Source organism: Rhodocytophaga rosea, from assembly GCF_010119975.1.
GTDB lineage: Bacteria > Bacteroidota > Bacteroidia > Cytophagales > 172606-1 > Rhodocytophaga > Rhodocytophaga rosea.
Genome location: NZ_CP048222.1, coordinates 8,642,611 through 8,658,330 on the forward strand (window position 1 = coordinate 8,642,611; position 15,720 = coordinate 8,658,330).

General features: G+C 42.1%; 10 protein-coding genes. 1 reads left to right on the plus strand and 9 read right to left on the minus strand.

Features of this window, described 5'->3' with window-relative positions; genetic code table 11:
* Positions 1–3 precede the first annotated feature (3 nt).
* From GXP67_RS35445 to GXP67_RS35460, 4 genes are all read right to left on the minus strand, one after another.
* The gene (locus GXP67_RS35445; protein WP_162447512.1) at positions 4–2,112 is read right to left on the minus strand and encodes an Ig-like domain-containing domain; all 2,109 of its coding nucleotides are present in this window, start codon (positions 2,110–2,112) and stop codon (positions 4–6) included.
* Positions 2,113–2,210: 98 nt separating this feature from the next.
* Positions 2,211–2,954, minus strand: coding sequence for a Ser-Thr-rich GPI-anchored membrane family protein (locus GXP67_RS35450; RefSeq protein WP_162447513.1), 744 nt, complete (start codon positions 2,952–2,954; stop codon positions 2,211–2,213).
* A 217-nt stretch (positions 2,955–3,171) separates the two neighbouring features.
* Positions 3,172–4,035: a Cbp1 family collagen-binding glycoprotein adhesin gene (locus GXP67_RS35455; RefSeq protein WP_162447514.1), complete on the minus strand. Its 864-nt coding sequence runs from the start codon at positions 4,033–4,035 to the stop codon at positions 3,172–3,174.
* 263 nt (positions 4,036–4,298) lie between these two features.
* Positions 4,299–5,357: a phosphotriesterase family protein gene (locus GXP67_RS35460; protein ID WP_162447515.1), complete on the minus strand. Its 1,059-nt coding sequence runs from the start codon at positions 5,355–5,357 to the stop codon at positions 4,299–4,301.
* Between the two features lie 337 nt (positions 5,358–5,694).
* On the opposite strand from GXP67_RS35460, the gene GXP67_RS35465 reads away from it, so the two are divergent.
* Positions 5,695–7,098: an NAD(P)(+) transhydrogenase (Re/Si-specific) subunit beta gene (locus GXP67_RS35465; RefSeq protein ID WP_162447516.1), complete on the plus strand. Its 1,404-nt coding sequence runs from the start codon at positions 5,695–5,697 to the stop codon at positions 7,096–7,098.
* Between the two features lie 14 nt (positions 7,099–7,112).
* Here GXP67_RS35465 and ilvA read toward each other — a convergent pair whose 3' ends face one another.
* From ilvA to GXP67_RS35490, 5 genes are all read right to left on the minus strand, one after another.
* Positions 7,113–8,357: a threonine ammonia-lyase IlvA gene (gene ilvA / locus GXP67_RS35470; protein WP_162447517.1), complete on the minus strand. Its 1,245-nt coding sequence runs from the start codon at positions 8,355–8,357 to the stop codon at positions 7,113–7,115.
* A gap of 303 nt (positions 8,358–8,660) precedes the next feature.
* Positions 8,661–9,614: a bifunctional molybdenum cofactor biosynthesis protein MoaC/MoaB gene (gene moaCB / locus GXP67_RS35475; protein ID WP_162447518.1), complete on the minus strand. Its 954-nt coding sequence runs from the start codon at positions 9,612–9,614 to the stop codon at positions 8,661–8,663.
* An 87-nt stretch (positions 9,615–9,701) separates the two neighbouring features.
* Positions 9,702–10,208, minus strand: a complete 507-nt coding sequence (locus tag GXP67_RS35480) for a dihydrofolate reductase (protein ID WP_162447519.1) — start codon at positions 10,206–10,208, stop codon at positions 9,702–9,704.
* 104 nt (positions 10,209–10,312) lie between these two features.
* Positions 10,313–13,054, minus strand: coding sequence for a PAS domain S-box protein (locus tag GXP67_RS35485; protein ID WP_162447520.1), 2,742 nt, complete (start codon positions 13,052–13,054; stop codon positions 10,313–10,315).
* Between the two features lie 738 nt (positions 13,055–13,792).
* Positions 13,793–15,385, minus strand: a complete 1,593-nt coding sequence (locus GXP67_RS35490) for a hypothetical protein (RefSeq protein ID WP_162447521.1) — start codon at positions 15,383–15,385, stop codon at positions 13,793–13,795.
* Between the last annotated feature and the right edge of the window lie 335 nt (positions 15,386–15,720).

The following is a 15,720-nucleotide window of genomic DNA, read 5'->3' on the forward strand; positions in this document are numbered from 1 at the left end:
AATCTATAGGGGGTCTATCGTCACCGTTGAGCCATTCACTGCTACCACCCCATCACTGACGGCTATGAGCTGTGAAGTGGTGCCTTGGGTAATAGTGATAGTTCCGCTTCCCTTCTGTACCGGTTCTGAGAAAGTAAGCTGCAGATTGTCTGCTATGCCCACTTTGCTTGCCTCATCTGCCGGCGTGGTAGCAGTTAGCGTGGGATCTGTGGTGTCTATCAAAGCGATCACCGTAAAGTTCCACTCATTGGCCGCAGAGATACCCTCATATGCATTGTCTGAAATATCTATGAAAGCCCCTGCCGGGATCTCTACCCATACAGTGGCAAGGAAAGGAAAATCAGTGGGTGGATCAATGGTGATAATGTTATCATTGACTGTCACTGCTGTGCTGCCCACTGCGATCTGCTGGCTAGTCAGGCCCTGATGCAAGGTAATAGTGCCTGTCCCTTTCTGCATGTTTTCTGAAAAAGTGAGCACTAAATTGGCATTGGCTTCCACCCCGATAAAGTTATCTGCCGGAGAAAAAGTAGTAACCACAGGAGCAGTTTTGTCCTCACTAGTAAAGTTCCAGCTATCAGGGGAAGTAATACCCGCATAATCATTTCCGGCCACATCAGTAAAAGCCCCGCCAGCAATCTGAACACTGACAGCACTCTGGGAAGGAAAATCTGTGGGGGGATCAATGGTGACCACATTGCCATTCACGGTTACAGCATTATCTGACACAGGAATAGTTTGGGTGGTGGTGCCCTGAGAGAGCAGAATGGTTCCTGCTCCTTTCACTACGGTTTCACTAAAAGTGAGCACTAGGTCAGAGGATAACACCACGCCTGTGGCATTATCCAAAGGAGCATAGGATGTAACCGTAGGTGGCTGATTGTCTGCCGGAGCTTGGGTAGTGAAACGCCACTCACTTGCAGCAATGCCTGCAAACTCATTTCCGGCTTCGTCTGTAAAAGCGCCTTCCGGAATGGTGATGGAAACACTGGCACTGTTGGGAAAATCTGAAGGGTCAATGGTTACTACATTATCTGCAATGCTGACGGCAGCATCGGTCACAGCAATGGTTTGAGAGGTAGTTCCCTGATTAATAATAATATTTCCCGTTCCTGCTTGTATATTCTCAGTGAAAGTAAGCACTAAGTCAGCATCGATGGCGACACCTGTGCTATTGTCAGCCGGAGCAAGGGTAGTGATGGCAGGAGAAGTTGTGTCCTCTGTATAAAAATTCCAGGTGGTGTTACTGATGATGCCCTCAAAGGCATTGCCATCCACATCCGTGAAAGCACCTGCCTGAATGGTTACATACACAGGGGTAGCTGAAGCAAAATCCAAAGCAGGATCAATGGTAACCTGATTGCCATTTATGCTCACAGCTCCATTAGTGACAGCAATGGTTTGGGTGGTCGTTCCTTGATAGATCACTATATTGCCTGTCCCCTTCACTACTTCTTCATCGAATATAAGGGTCAGGTCCGCATCAATTGGCACATTAGCTTCTTCATCTGCAGGAGATAGATCGGTGATTACAGGTGGCGTTTCATCCGTTACACCTTCTACGCTATAATTCCAGGCCTCCGGATCTGTAATCCCTTTAATATCATTGCCACTTTCATCTACAAAAGCACCATCCGGCACGATCACATAAATAGAAGCACCGGGTTTTAGGTCTTTCTTTATTTCAACAACAGCTTTATTGCCAGTAATAGTTACAAAATTACTCTTAACATTAATTTTATCAGCGCTCTTATTATTCTCAAACACTTCTATTTGCCCTTTGCCAGCTTCAATCGGTACATCGAAAGTGATCGTCAGCTCAATATCCGGCTTTACATTAACATCTCCATCTTTGGGTTCTACACTTATAATATTCTGGGCGAAGCCATTCTGGCTGATGGTTAGAAGAAGTAGTAAGAACAGAAGGAAGCTTACACAGGTGGCCGGAATGGCAGATATTTTCCGCTTGTCTCTATTATTGTCAGATAAAGGAACAATCGCCTGCACAGATTTATTTCCAGATACCCCAGACATTTTTATTGCTCGACTGGCAATAATATGCATCTCAGGCGGATGGTTTACGGATGAATAAAAAGGTATTAACTTCTTCATGCAATCAGTTTGGTAGTAGCCGGTTTGTTGACAAAACACAAAGCAGGTTAACATTGGATATAGAAATTACCTGCAAAAAATCGGTTATTCTGGTTGTATTATTTAGGTTTAGGTGGCAGTGGAAGATCTTCTTCAACTATCGGATTATCCTTATCCCCTTTCAGGATCAGATACAATGCTACGCCAGTGATCACGCCAGCCGGTACCACTTTCCAGGCAGTAGGGGTTTTTCTTTTGATCGTGAAATAGTTACTGAATATAAAATTACCCGGGGTTTCTACACTTGAGATTTTAAGCCGGTAAGTTTTTCCGGGAGCAGCATTCACTGGAATTTCCCACTGGTATACGCCTTTGTTGAGCAAACGGCCAAGCTCATATTGCCTGGTAGTATCACTGTATAATTCGAGTTGTAAATTTTCGTTAGGTAAAGCGCCAAGCCAGTTGAACTTATAACTTTTCCCCCTTTTATAAATGGCATTACTTTTAGGGGTAGTGAAACGGATAGGAGAAAAGGTAAGGGTGGCCCGGACTTCGAGGCTGATTTCGCCATCGTAATCTCCGAGTTCTTTCATAGAACCCCATTCAATTATTTTGTTTATACCTGGTTTCATATCCGGGCCCACTTCTCCCCTCACATGTACCAGCGGCTGAGCCATTTCATTGTGTGAACTAAACACCTCTACCTTATATAACTGCCCGATAATGGTTCCCTGCAAATCATAGGTAAGGGTTACTACATTCCCTCTCGCCTGGGCACGTACATTGGTCACACGCTGACCATAGGTGTAGGAGGTGAAGGTCAACAGCCCTAAAAATAGTAAAGGAGGGAGGTAGATTTTCATATCATGCTTGGGGCGGTTATGTAGTAATTAACAAGATTGACTCGTATTGTAAAACCGGAAGGTTTATTCTGATGCTGGCAACGCAAAAAAAGCAGGTATGTATGGAAAGTTAATGTACGGATTATAGATGTAAAAGATTTACTTAACTTATTCTTACAGCCTTTATAAACACCTGTTACAAATAAAGAAAAAGCAAGGCAACATGAAGAGGGATATACTAAAGCCCTCCCTGCGTTTCAACCACCAGGAATTTTGAAATGCTCCAGAACCGTGGCTGGTCAACAATTTTAAGAATAGTACGGCCACTGGTTTTTACAAAATAATAGGAGTCTGCCGGATGTGTAGTAATTACATTTTTTTTATCTACAATGCCAATATCAATATCGGTCACTTGCCGGATATTTACTTTCTTAAAGTTTTTAACTTCGAATTTACTGGCCAGCTTATAGCTTTTTCCAGCCCCCAATACGCCTCCCTCTTTCCGGATGATGCCGATATCGGTGAGTTCCTGCTGGGTACCATACGCAAAATAGGCTGTATTGAGGGTAGCCTCCTTTTCTTCCAGCAGACGTTGTTTATTGCTGATCTCCTCATTTTTGTTGTTGATGGTGGTAAGCAATTCCTGCCGGAGGGAAGTAATCGTAACCAGCAGGTTTTGTATCTGCTGTTCTTTTTCATACACATTGCGCTTTTGCTGATCTACCAGCTTGGCAAGGCCAATACTCTGGTTTTGGGTATTTAGCATTTGCTTCTCCAGAATAGCCACTTTTTTACGGTTATCTTCCACATAGGCATCAATTTCCTGAATGAGCTCATTGATCTGTTCCTGCATATTTTCACCCCCTTCTCTTCTCAGATTTTCTATTTCAATCTCATTTCTGCGGATAGCGGCCAGGTTCATTTCAATCTGGCTCATAGAGGTAGTGATCTCTTCCAGTTCTTTATTTTTCAACCGAATCTGGGTGATCAACGAATCATTCTCCTGCATCAGGGCTTGCAAATTTGATTCTGAGGCAGGATTGGCATCTGTACAAGCCCACAATATAGATTGCAAAGCCAGTAAGATTAAAAGATACTTCATAGGTATAGTGGTTGCTGCAGCGGTAAGGAATTAAAAAAGAGCCTAAACGCTGCATGTAATACAGTTTTAATTTCTGTCGAAAATGTTACACTCGCATGCACAACGCTTTTACCCCCGTTTCTGGTATATTTTCCAGCAGATAGCATTGCAGTTTACAAAAGTAACATAAAAAGTACGTAAAATGACAGAACTTCCTGATAAAAATGAACCATTAATCTGGAATGGCCTCCTATACAAGATAGCCAAATTTTACAAACTATACTTTAATTTTTCCGGATTCGGATGGTAAATGCTTCCATCGGGTTTTTTACCAGTAATTGATTGATTTCTTTTCTGGAAAATCCTCTTTTTTTCAGTTCTGGCAGAAACGTAGTAAATATTTTTTCAAATGACTGGAATTTGCCACCCCCGGTTTCTCCCACATGGTACCATCCGGCATCATGCGACACCAATACTTTTTCCAGCAACCCCTGTTTTTTCATAAAACTTACCAGTTCTACATGCCGGCCGCTATCATCCCAGCCAATACCATCAAAAGACACCCATCCACCCTGCCCGGCTACTTTCGCATGAATAGCGCTATCTGCTTCACTCTGGGCATGTACCCATATCCAGGCTTCCGGTGCTACGCCCTCTTCTTTTAATATCGCCATTTCCTCTAAAGCTCCTTCTCCATTCCCGGTATGAACGGCAATGGTCAGGCCGGTTTGCAAATGGGTTCTGGCAGCCGCCTGTACCAGCTTGCGGTCTATGTCGGATAGTTTTCCACCATCCACCCCAATCTTCATAAATCCTGGTTTAATGCCAGTGCCCTCAATTCCCTCTATAGCTTCTTTCCGCCAGCGTTCAGATAGCTGGTCAGCAGTTTCAGTAAAGGCATGTGGAGGCAAACTTTCATCATTTCTGGCGCCATAATAGCCAGTATTCGTAATGATATGCAAGCCGGAAGCCTCTGACAGTTGCCTGAGCAATTGTGGGTCACGGGCCAGATAGGCAGGCGTACAATCAATAAAAGTACGGCAGCCGAGTTTTCGAGCCTGCTTCAGGTACGGCAAAACCGTGTTAAATACTTCCTGCCGGTTATACCGGTCCGGACTCGCTTTATCTGCCCCTCCAAAATCTACAATCACATGCTCGTGACTTAATGTGAAACCCATTTTGGAAGCAGCTATTTCGCCATTCACCGTCATAATAGTACGGGCTGGCTGCTCCTGCCAGATTCCCGGCCATTTACCTGAAGGAAAAGCAGTACTGGCCATCAGCAAGGAGCTGCTGATAAATGTACGTCTGGAAAGCAGATTTTGTTTGTCTGGCAAAAACATAGGCAATACAAGGATGAATGGTTCGGATTATGTTTCGGGATTTAGTGATATACGTACCTAGCAGGATCAAGGGTATAATTCCTGTTCCCAGGTTAGCTACAAGATACCAAAACAATTCATACCTGCTTACTTAGTCAGACTCTTTCTGGTTTGTAACCCTTCCTGCAAGTAAATAAAAATAACTTGCTTTGTTTCGTGCATTATTTTATCATTGTAAAGCAGCGCCTTTTTCTTTCTTGCCGACGTAATCATCACTATTTATTTCCGGCAAACAGACATTGCAGCGGTCTGCCTGGTTTTTAATTTGTTTCCTTCCCACATATTATACTATTTACGAATGGACTTAACCATACTGATTCAGATCGCCTATCTTATTTCGTCCGTGCTTTTTATTGTTGGCATCAAAATGATGAACAAAACGCCAACGGCCAGGCAGGGAAACATCTACTCTTCTATTGCCATGCTGATTGCCATTGTAGCTACCCTGATACAGGTAAACGTACTGACCCTTCCGGAAATGTTCGCCTGTATGCTGATTGGTACAGTGATAGGTACGTATTACGCCAAAAAAGTGCCCATGACCAAAATGCCGGAGATGGTAGCTATTTTTAATGGGTTTGGAGGGTTAGCATCCTTGTTTGTAGCCGTTTCTGATTACTGGCTCCGCTCTATCGAAAAGGGGCAGGATGTAGATACAATTACCGGCATTAGTATTATCCTGAGTGTATTGATTGGCGGCGTTACTTTCACTGGTTCATACATTGCGTTTGCCAAACTGAATGGAAATATCAGCGGCAGGGCGATTGTATTTAAGGGACAACATCCGCTGAACCTGGCTTTACTCATTGTATCAATTATTGCCGGGATTCTGCTGCTTCTTGAACCCCAGATGAGTATGTATATGTATATTCTCATTTTTGTATCCCTGCTGCTGGGAGTACTTACTGTAATTCCTATCGGTGGGGCAGATATGCCGGTGGTAATTTCGCTGCTTAATTCTTATTCCGGCATTGCCGCTTGTTTTACAGGCTTTATCCTCAATAATCAGGTACTCATTATTTCAGGCGCTCTGGTCGGAACCTCCGGGATCATCCTCACTCAGATCATGTGTAAAGCCATGAACCGTTCCCTGGTGAGTGTATTGCTGGGCGGATTTGGGCAAACTACTGGTACTGCCGGAAGTAATGGACAGGGAAAAGCTTCGGATATTGTTGTGAAAGAAGTAGGCGTGGAAGAAGCAGCCATGATATTTGATTCGGCTTCTTCCGTAATTGTAGTTCCAGGATATGGTATGGCCGTTGCCCAGGCACAACATGTGGTACGTGAAATGACCGATCTGCTGGAAAAGAAAGGCATTTCCGTAAAATTTGCCATTCATCCGGTAGCCGGCCGTATGCCTGGCCACATGAATGTATTGCTGGCAGAAGCAAATGTACCCTATGACAAACTGGTCGAGATGGATTACATTAACGATGAATTTTCAAATACAGACGTAACCCTGATCATCGGAGCCAATGATGTGGTAAACCCTGCTGCCAGAACTAATCCGCAAAGTCCTATTTATGGTATGCCTATTCTCAATGCAGATAAGTCACGCACGGTGATTGTAAGTAAACGCAGCATGGGAGCCGGATATGCCGGTATTGAAAATGAACTATTTGGCTATCCCAATTGCCTGATGCTATTCGGCGATGCCAAAGCTACCATTACCAAAGTAGTAACTGAGTTGAAAGGGACTTGAGTTATCAGAGTTTTCTACACAAAGTATTTCCGCAATACATCATCGTGGGTAATGTTCTTATAGGTGATGTTATTTTCCCGGATGCGCTCTAAAAGAGGTTCCAGGTCATGTTTATTGCTAAGCTCAATTCCTACCAGGGCCGGACCAAATTCTTTATTGGTTTTTTTCAGGTATTCAAAGCGGATAATATCATCGTTGGGGCCGAGAACTTTTTGCAGAAATTTCAGCAGTTCGCCAGGTTTCTGGGCAAATTCAATAATAAAATAATGTTTCAGTCCTTCATAGATCAGGCTCCGGTCTATTACTTCCGGATAGCGGGAAATATCGTTATTACCTCCGCTAATGATACAAACTACTTTTTTACCGGCAATCAAATCTGCTACCTGGCTCAGGGCAGCTACCGACATAGCGCCTGCTGGTTCTATGGTTAAGCCTTCATTCTGGTAGAGCTCGATCATATGGGTGCATACTTTCCCTTCCGCCACCGGAATTACCTTATCCACGTATTGTTTGACAAATTCAAAAGTAATTTCACCGGCTTTTTTTACAGCCGCTCCATCAATAAAACTATCAATTTGTTCCAGCACTTTAGGATACCCTGCCTTAATGGCTTCTACCATTTTAGGAGCTCCCAACGGATCTACGCCGATAATGGTGATCGAGCGGTTTTTGTTTTTCAGGTAGGCACTTACCCCGGAGATCAAACCTCCTCCTCCTACCGGAACGATTACTACTTCAACATCCGGCAAATCTTCCAGGATTTCATAGGCTACGGTGCCTTGTCCGGAAATGGTATGGATATTATCGAAGGGATGAACATAGGTTAAATTATTTTCCAGGCAGAATTTGCTGGCTACATGGGCAGCTTCGTCAAACGTATTTCCAACAAGTTCAATCTGAACCCATTCACCTCCAAAATTACGTACCCGCTGAATTTTCTGTTTAGGCGTAACCTGGGGCATAAACACATAGCCTTTGATCTGCAATAAACTACAACTATGTGCAAAACCCTGGGCATGATTACCGGCACTGGCACATACCACGCCTTTGCTTCGCTGCTCAGGATCGAGAGAAAAAATATTATTGTAAGCACCCCTGATTTTATATGACCGTACAATCTGCTGGTCTTCGCGTTTGAAATAAACAGAAGCTTTGAATAGATCGGAAAGCCGCTGGTTAAATTGTAAAGGTGTATGGTATACAATGGATTTGAGCACGTCATGTGCCTTATCTACATCAACTTGAAGGGTGGTACTCATGGAATCGCTTTGAAAAAGCGCAAAGTAACGGATTTTGAAATGAATTTACCAAAAGTGAATGAGAGAATGAGCGATTGAGTGATTTTATGGTTAAATTAGCTTCAATGAACTTTAGTTGTTATTTAGTTGAATCGATTGGCTACTAAAGAGAGTACTTACTGAATTACTGAATTACTGAATTACTGAATTACTGAATTACTGAATTACTGAATTACTGAATTACTGAATTGTAATCATTATTTTTTATTTATTCAACTCCTCTGTCATTCAGAACTTCCGGCATTCTATAATTCTATAAATTTCCTACTCATGTCCTCCGCCTCTGAGCATGTTGCGGGCATGAAATACGGCTGGCAATATCGCATCCAATGATTCTCTCACGCCAGTGGAACTGCCTGGTAAGGTAACAATTAATGTCTGGCCAATCGAGCCGGCAACGGATCTGGACATCATAGCTAATGGGGTGCGCATTTGCCCATGTACGCGCATGGCTTCTGTAATACCACTGGCTTCTTTTTCCAGAATAGGCTGAATAGCAGCAATGGTATTGTCTCTGGGGCCAAAACCCGTTCCGCCGGTGGTAAAAATAAATGGGATTTTCTGGGCTACCCAGCTTTGTACCTGTTCCCGGATGGCCAGCGTATCGTCGGGAAGTATTTTATAATCCGCAATCTCAATATTATGAGGTTTGAGCATCTCCTGGATCAATAAACCAGATTTATCATCCCTTTTTCCTGAAGCCGTTCCATCGGAACACACGAGTACAGCGGCTGCTTGCCTGACCTTTGTAAACTTTATCCGGTCTGATTTGCCGCCGGTTTTTTTCAAGAGTTTGATGGAAGTAATCTCCAGTTCTGGATCTGCCAAAGGTTTGAGCAGATCATAAATAGTTAGGGCACTGATTGAAACAGTGGTGAGTGTTTCCATTTCTATACCGGTTCGTCCGATGGATTTGCCTTCGCCAATAATAGCTACGCCCGTTTTTCCAGCCAATGTTTGGATTTCTTCCGGCAGATTTGCTTCATCGAGGTAAGCATACGAAATATTCATGCCGTCAATGGATACCGGATGACAATGGGGAATGAGCATCTGGGTTTGTTTGGCCGCCAGAAAACCAGCTGCCCTGGCTACATCAAACAAGTTTCCTTTGGGCAAATCATCGTTTTTCATGAGTTCCAGCGTATACTGGCTGCACAGGACTACGGCTACGGCTCTGGCAGTCCGCAGGGAAATTTGTTTGGAAGAAATATCACGCATAATTGAAATGGTCAGTGGTATATTGGTCAGTAGTCATTGGTCAGGATGTAAAAAATGACTAGTGACCAATGACGGATAACTATTAACTTATATATGTGCGATATTATCTTTTCTCTCCCAGGTTACAAAATCAAAATCGTATTCATTTTTTTCGTCTTTGTAATAGGAGTGCCGGGCGGTTTCCTGCCAATCAGTTTTGGAGAACTCAGGGAAATAGGCATCTCCTTCCGGGAATGCTTTTACTTCGGTCAGATACATTTTTTGGGTATAAGGCAAAGCCTGTTTGTAGATTTCAGCACCGCCAATAATATAAATCTGGTCATCCAGTTTTTTAGCTTCTGCAATGGCTTCCTTTAGAGAATGCACCACAATACATCCCTCTTGCTGGTAATGAGCGTCTCTGGTAATGATAATACTGGTACGATTGGGCAAAGGTTTTCCCAGTGATTCAAAGGTTTTGCGTCCCATAATGATGGGATGGCCAACGGTAATTTCTTTGAAGTGTTTAAAATCTCTGGGTAAATGCCATACCAGTTCGTTATTACGGCCAATTACCCGGTTCTGTGCATGGGCAGCTACGATAATTATTTGCATGTAAAAGTTTAATTAGGTTTGTAATGCCTGAATGGAAGTGTATTCGCTTTCAAACAATACGCTTTCGCAATTTTATGCAAAAAAGCCTATTAAACCAGAGTTGATTACATTTCTATGTATTGTGCCAGCTTAATAATTTTTACTGGTTTATTATCCATATCGAATACAGGCGTATAACTGGCATTGAGCCATACCTGTTTTCCATCTTTGGTAAAACGTTGCACCCTACCGATCTGTGTTTTTCCTGTTTTCAATTCCTGCCAGAAATCGCGGTACTCCTGGCTTTGCCCAAATGTTTTCTCTACAAAAATCCGGTGAGGCTGATGCATAATTTCTTCCAGGGTATAGCCCATCAGCTGCAGGAAATTGTGATTGGCTTTCAGAATATTTCCATGTAAGTCAAATTCGATGGTAGCAAGGCTGCTGTCTACAGCGGTAATTTGTGCCTGCAACTCGAGTGACTTCCGTTCTACTTCATCCTGGGTAGCTTGCAACTCTTCCAGATTCTGCCTGATCTCTTCTTCCTGCGCCCGCAATTCTTCTGTTTGAGATAAGGCCTGCTGCTCCAGTAATTTCTCAGTGGTTACATCCTGGGCATACTTTACCACTTTATAAACTTTGCCATTGATATCACTGATGGGGTTATAGCTTCCTTTGATCCATACAGATCTGCCGGCTTTGTTAACTCTCTGAAATTCTCCCGAAACATATTCCCCTCTGCTGAGGCTTTCCCAAAATAACTGGTACTCCTCTGATTCCTTTTCTTTTTCAGGGACAAAAATCCGGTGATGAGCGCCTATGATTTCTTTTTCCTCATACTGCATCAAGGTTAGGAAATTAGCATTAGCCGAACGAATATGACCTGATAAATCAAACTCAATGATGCTGTTTGATTTAGAAATGGCCTGTAACTGGCTCTGATGGTCTAAGGATCTATGCTTTTCTGTGGTAATGTCCTGAGCAAATTTGATAATTTTTATCACCCTTTTGTCCTCACCAAACACCGGTGTATAACTGGCACTCAGCCACACTTCTTTTCCATTTTTCGTGATCCGCCTTACATCTCCTATCTGTTCTTTGCCAGAAGAGAGTTCCTGCCAGAAGTCTGTATATTCCTGGCTCTGCCTGTATTCCTTGCTTACAAACATGGCATGATGTTTACCTGCGATCTCCTGCAGCGAATATTCCATGACCTGCAAAAAGCACGAATTGGCCGTAAGAATAGTACCCTTTAGGTCAAATTCAATCATCGCCAGGGTAGAGTCAACAGCAGTAAGAATACCGCTCATTTCCCTTTCTTTCTTTTGCAGGAGTTCGGTATTTAACTGAAAACCTTGTTCCAGACGGGTGATCTCCTGCAGGTGCGCCATCTCATTTCTACGCATCTCTTCCTGTGTAGCTTCCAGTTCCTCCATATTCTGGCGCATTTCTTCCTCCTGTGCCCGCATTTCTTCAGCCCTATGACTAGCTTCTTCCAGCAATACTCTGGTATGGGTATGTACCTGTTCGGAAATCACTACGGAAGCCAGGTTTTCAAGTACTTTTTCAATAAATTCGATCTGATAGTTTTCCAGTATCTGGAAAGAAGCTATTTCTAAGATACCAACGATCTGTTCATTGTTTTTCAGGGGTACCAGCAGTAAGCACCGGGGTAAGGCTTGTCCCAAGCCGGATGAAATACTGATATAATCCGGTGGAATCTCTGTTATTAATATTTTATCTTTTTCCAGATACACCTGTCCTACCAGACCCTCTCCGGGAAAAATGGTCTTTTGGATGAATTTTTTCTTACCATAAGCATAACAAGCTTTTAACTCCAGTATGGTTTCATTATCCTTACCTGACACCAGAAATACCCCTCCCTGATTGGCATGTATATATTTTATTAACTCTGCTAAAAACACATGTATTTTATCTTCCAGTGAATCGGCCTGAAGGCGGATCAGGTCGGCGAATCTGGCAAAACCCTGGTTAGCCCATAATCTTTTATGGTCTTCTGTTTTAACCATTTTCATTTGTTCCCGCATCTGAATCAAATGCCCGGTCAGGTTATCCTGGTTCAGGTGAACATTTTCTTCGGTTATGCCTTGCCAGTTGAGTTCATAGTTTCCTTTTGCCGTATCCTTCACAAACTGAGAAGCCGTTTGCAGGTCAGTTACCAGGGATGTAATGATTTTTTCTTCATCCATATCCATCCCCTGGTTCGTCCGGCAAAACAGGTATTTGCTGGTACTTACGGTTAGTTTTTTAAACAGCGCCTTTTTCTGCCATTCATTTTGCCATAAGCGGTAGATCACCACACATAACACTGGTATGCTAATCGTGAGTAATACAATTTGAATAATCAGAGTATTAGCCAGACTATTGGTATATGTATTGTCTGCTTCTTGCTTTAATGCATTTTCAAAAGAAAGAATATGTTCTTGCAGGGGTTTAAATGTCATCCATAACTGATACCCACTGTCTTTCTGAAGAATAGCTAAAGCTTCTTCTCCTTTACCCTCCTTCTTTAATTGTTTCATCAACAAAGCTTCATCCATTTTGGCTATATACAGTTTTTTGAAGTCTGCAATAGCACTCATGTCAAACTGTTGTCTGGCAAGCATTTGCTCCAGTTCCTCAAAGCCTTTCTCATACCGGCCTACCGCCTCATGCAGGGGAACTGCTTTAGATTCTTCTGGCAGAAGCAAATATCCCCGTACACCCATATCTGCAATCTGTACCTGTGTCCAGATAAAATCTAATTTTTTTTCAACTTCCTCTACTTCTCGTTTTGCCTGCATGCTTTTGAAGAAGGCATTGCGATTGAATAGATATAGGGAGAAGTTGCCTATAATGAGGGCCATGGTAAAAATGATAAATGAAATTATTCCATTTTTTTTTAGCCAGGCCAAAACAGAAATATTCATAAACAATAAATTATGATACGTTTAAAGCAGAATTCTACAAGTATTCAACTAGCGGAGCTGAAATATTTTAACAGAACATGAGGCCGTCTATATGTAAAACAGTCCTCCGCAAATAGTTATTTTTAACCGATTGCAACGTAACAGCGCAACTTCTTTAATTATAGGTCTGTTCAGATATACATTTAGCCATAATGATATCCGGGTTGGCAACAAACCCATCATATAGTTCATATCAAGAATGTAGCGCGGAAATGAATTTGGAAATATGGTACAATAATGAGAACAAATACTATTTAAATTACTGCGAAAAGTAAAAGTTATCGCAGATGTAACAACTTTATAAAAAGACTATCATTTTGAACTTTTATTATTCAATAAAGAATGTAAGTCCGAAGAAATCATACAGTTATAAAATTGATTATCAACTAAATAAAGACCTCATTGTGATATATATATAAGCTTATTGTACAATAGTATATTTTAACTCAGGTAAGTTTAGCTACAAATTTATACAAATGCCAACAAGCTCTATTACAATCATTTATTTTTACTTACTCAAATCTTCTTTGTTTTCGAAACACATCTTTCCAACTTAACTATGTAATCAGTCCTATGGGCATAAAAAACCCACAGATATTGAAAAATCTGTGGGTGTAAAACCGGATATGTTATTGATTAATTCTCTGGCACAAAATCTTTAAATGTCCTCACAAGCTGAGCATCACTGGCTTTGGTTTTATTCTGCCAGCCGGCATCGAGTTCCAGGGCGACCAGGCCTTTCAGGTTCATAACTGCCACAAATTCATCCATTTCTTTGATAAATTCCGGTTTACGCCTGGAAGATTTCAGGGAATATTTTCTGGCAAAAATATCGCCTTTGGTCTGGAGTTCATTTTTCTTCTCCATAATATAATTCAGCCGTTCAATCAGGTCTTTGGTAGACCTGCCAATTACTTCTGTAGCTTCTAGGGTACCAATCGTCATAACGGTGGTGCCGCCTACGGTAGATACTATCTTCTGTGTAGGGGAAGGCTGTAATACTACCGGGGCAAGTCCGGACACAGCCCCTAAAGAAGCATTGGTGATGGATCTTCCTTTTTTGCCTTTTTTAGCCCGGTTATACTTCTTTTTCAGGTCTTTTTCGGTATCTTTTAGCTGCTCCATCAGATCCCAGGCTCTCACCAGACTAGTGCGGTAGTCGGTATATAATTTATTGTCTTTCTCCCCTTCATTTACAGCATTCAGAATCGTAACCTGTACCTTTTTTTCATCCCGTTTCTGCGTTTTGTCGATCACAAAAAAGTTGATGGAAAAAGTAACTGAATCCACTGGGTCTTGCACAAAATCATAGCCTGGTGTCCAGATGAATTCATACTGATTAATAGTATTCTGCACCAGCGCAGACTTAGGAACCAGCGTATTTTCCGAAACAAAGCCAAACGAACTGATATCACTGTCTCCATTCGGGTCCATCAGGTAGAACTTCATATTTACGGTAGCATCTTCTTTGTAACGGATCGCTGCCGTTTTGGGAACTATAGAAACTTCCGGCGCCAGATCCATAGAAGTGGCTTCAATCCTGAACTTGCCTTTCGTACGGCTTTTACCAGGCTGGTCTTCTACATAGAATTCCAGCGAGAGCGGCTTACTTTTTAACTGGTTGAACTGGGTGAGGGAAGGTTTCCAGATAAATTCTCCCTGGCTGGAAAGTTTGGCACCTTCAGGCATGGCATCTGAAATAGGAATAAACACCAGTGGATCTTCATCCTCATCTCTCACAGCTGCTTTATCAATAGTATAAGTATTTGATACATTGTATTGTACATAGAAAGGCTTTAATTCTTCTACTACCGGTGCCTGGTTCATGTGAACTACCTTAAGTTCAATCACTTTTGTTGCTTTCTCATCAAAATCATTATGGGCTTCGAATACGAGTTGCGCATTGCGGCTGGGGTGCAAACGGTCAACAAAATCAAATCCTGGTGTCCAGGAAAAATGGCCGGTTGAATCCAGCACCATTCCATCCAACGCTCCCTCTTTCAACGAAAATGTAAAATCACTGGCATCGGCCTGATTCGTTTTCAGGTCAAATTCCAGCTTTTGTCCTTCGGGAATATAATTCCAGTTGATATGTGTAGGCAAAATTATTTCTACCGGAATGGCTGGTGGTACACTTTGCACGCTTTGTACATTTGTAGAATCCTGGGCAGAAACAGGCAGCTGGAAAAGTCCTGCAAAAAATAGACTAAACAAAGCACGTTTTTTCATGGATATAGTTTGTTTGTAATGGTCAATGGTACTGGCCATTTTATGAAATAAATTTTCTTTGATAACAGCGAAATAAACTACGAGTATAAAGAGAAATGCCCTAAACACGATAAATTATGTATCCAAATTATTACATAGCCTGAATTTTATGTGAATTATTCGGAATTTAACAGCCAATCGGACTAACAAAAATAATGCCCGCCTATGAAGCTACTTACTTTATAAATCAGAATTTCTACTCATTTTCTGTAGGCTGTATTACGTTTATGCCCATTTCGATCTATACTCAATAGTAGCTTATACATTAATAACAACAAATACTTCTGCTTCGTTTT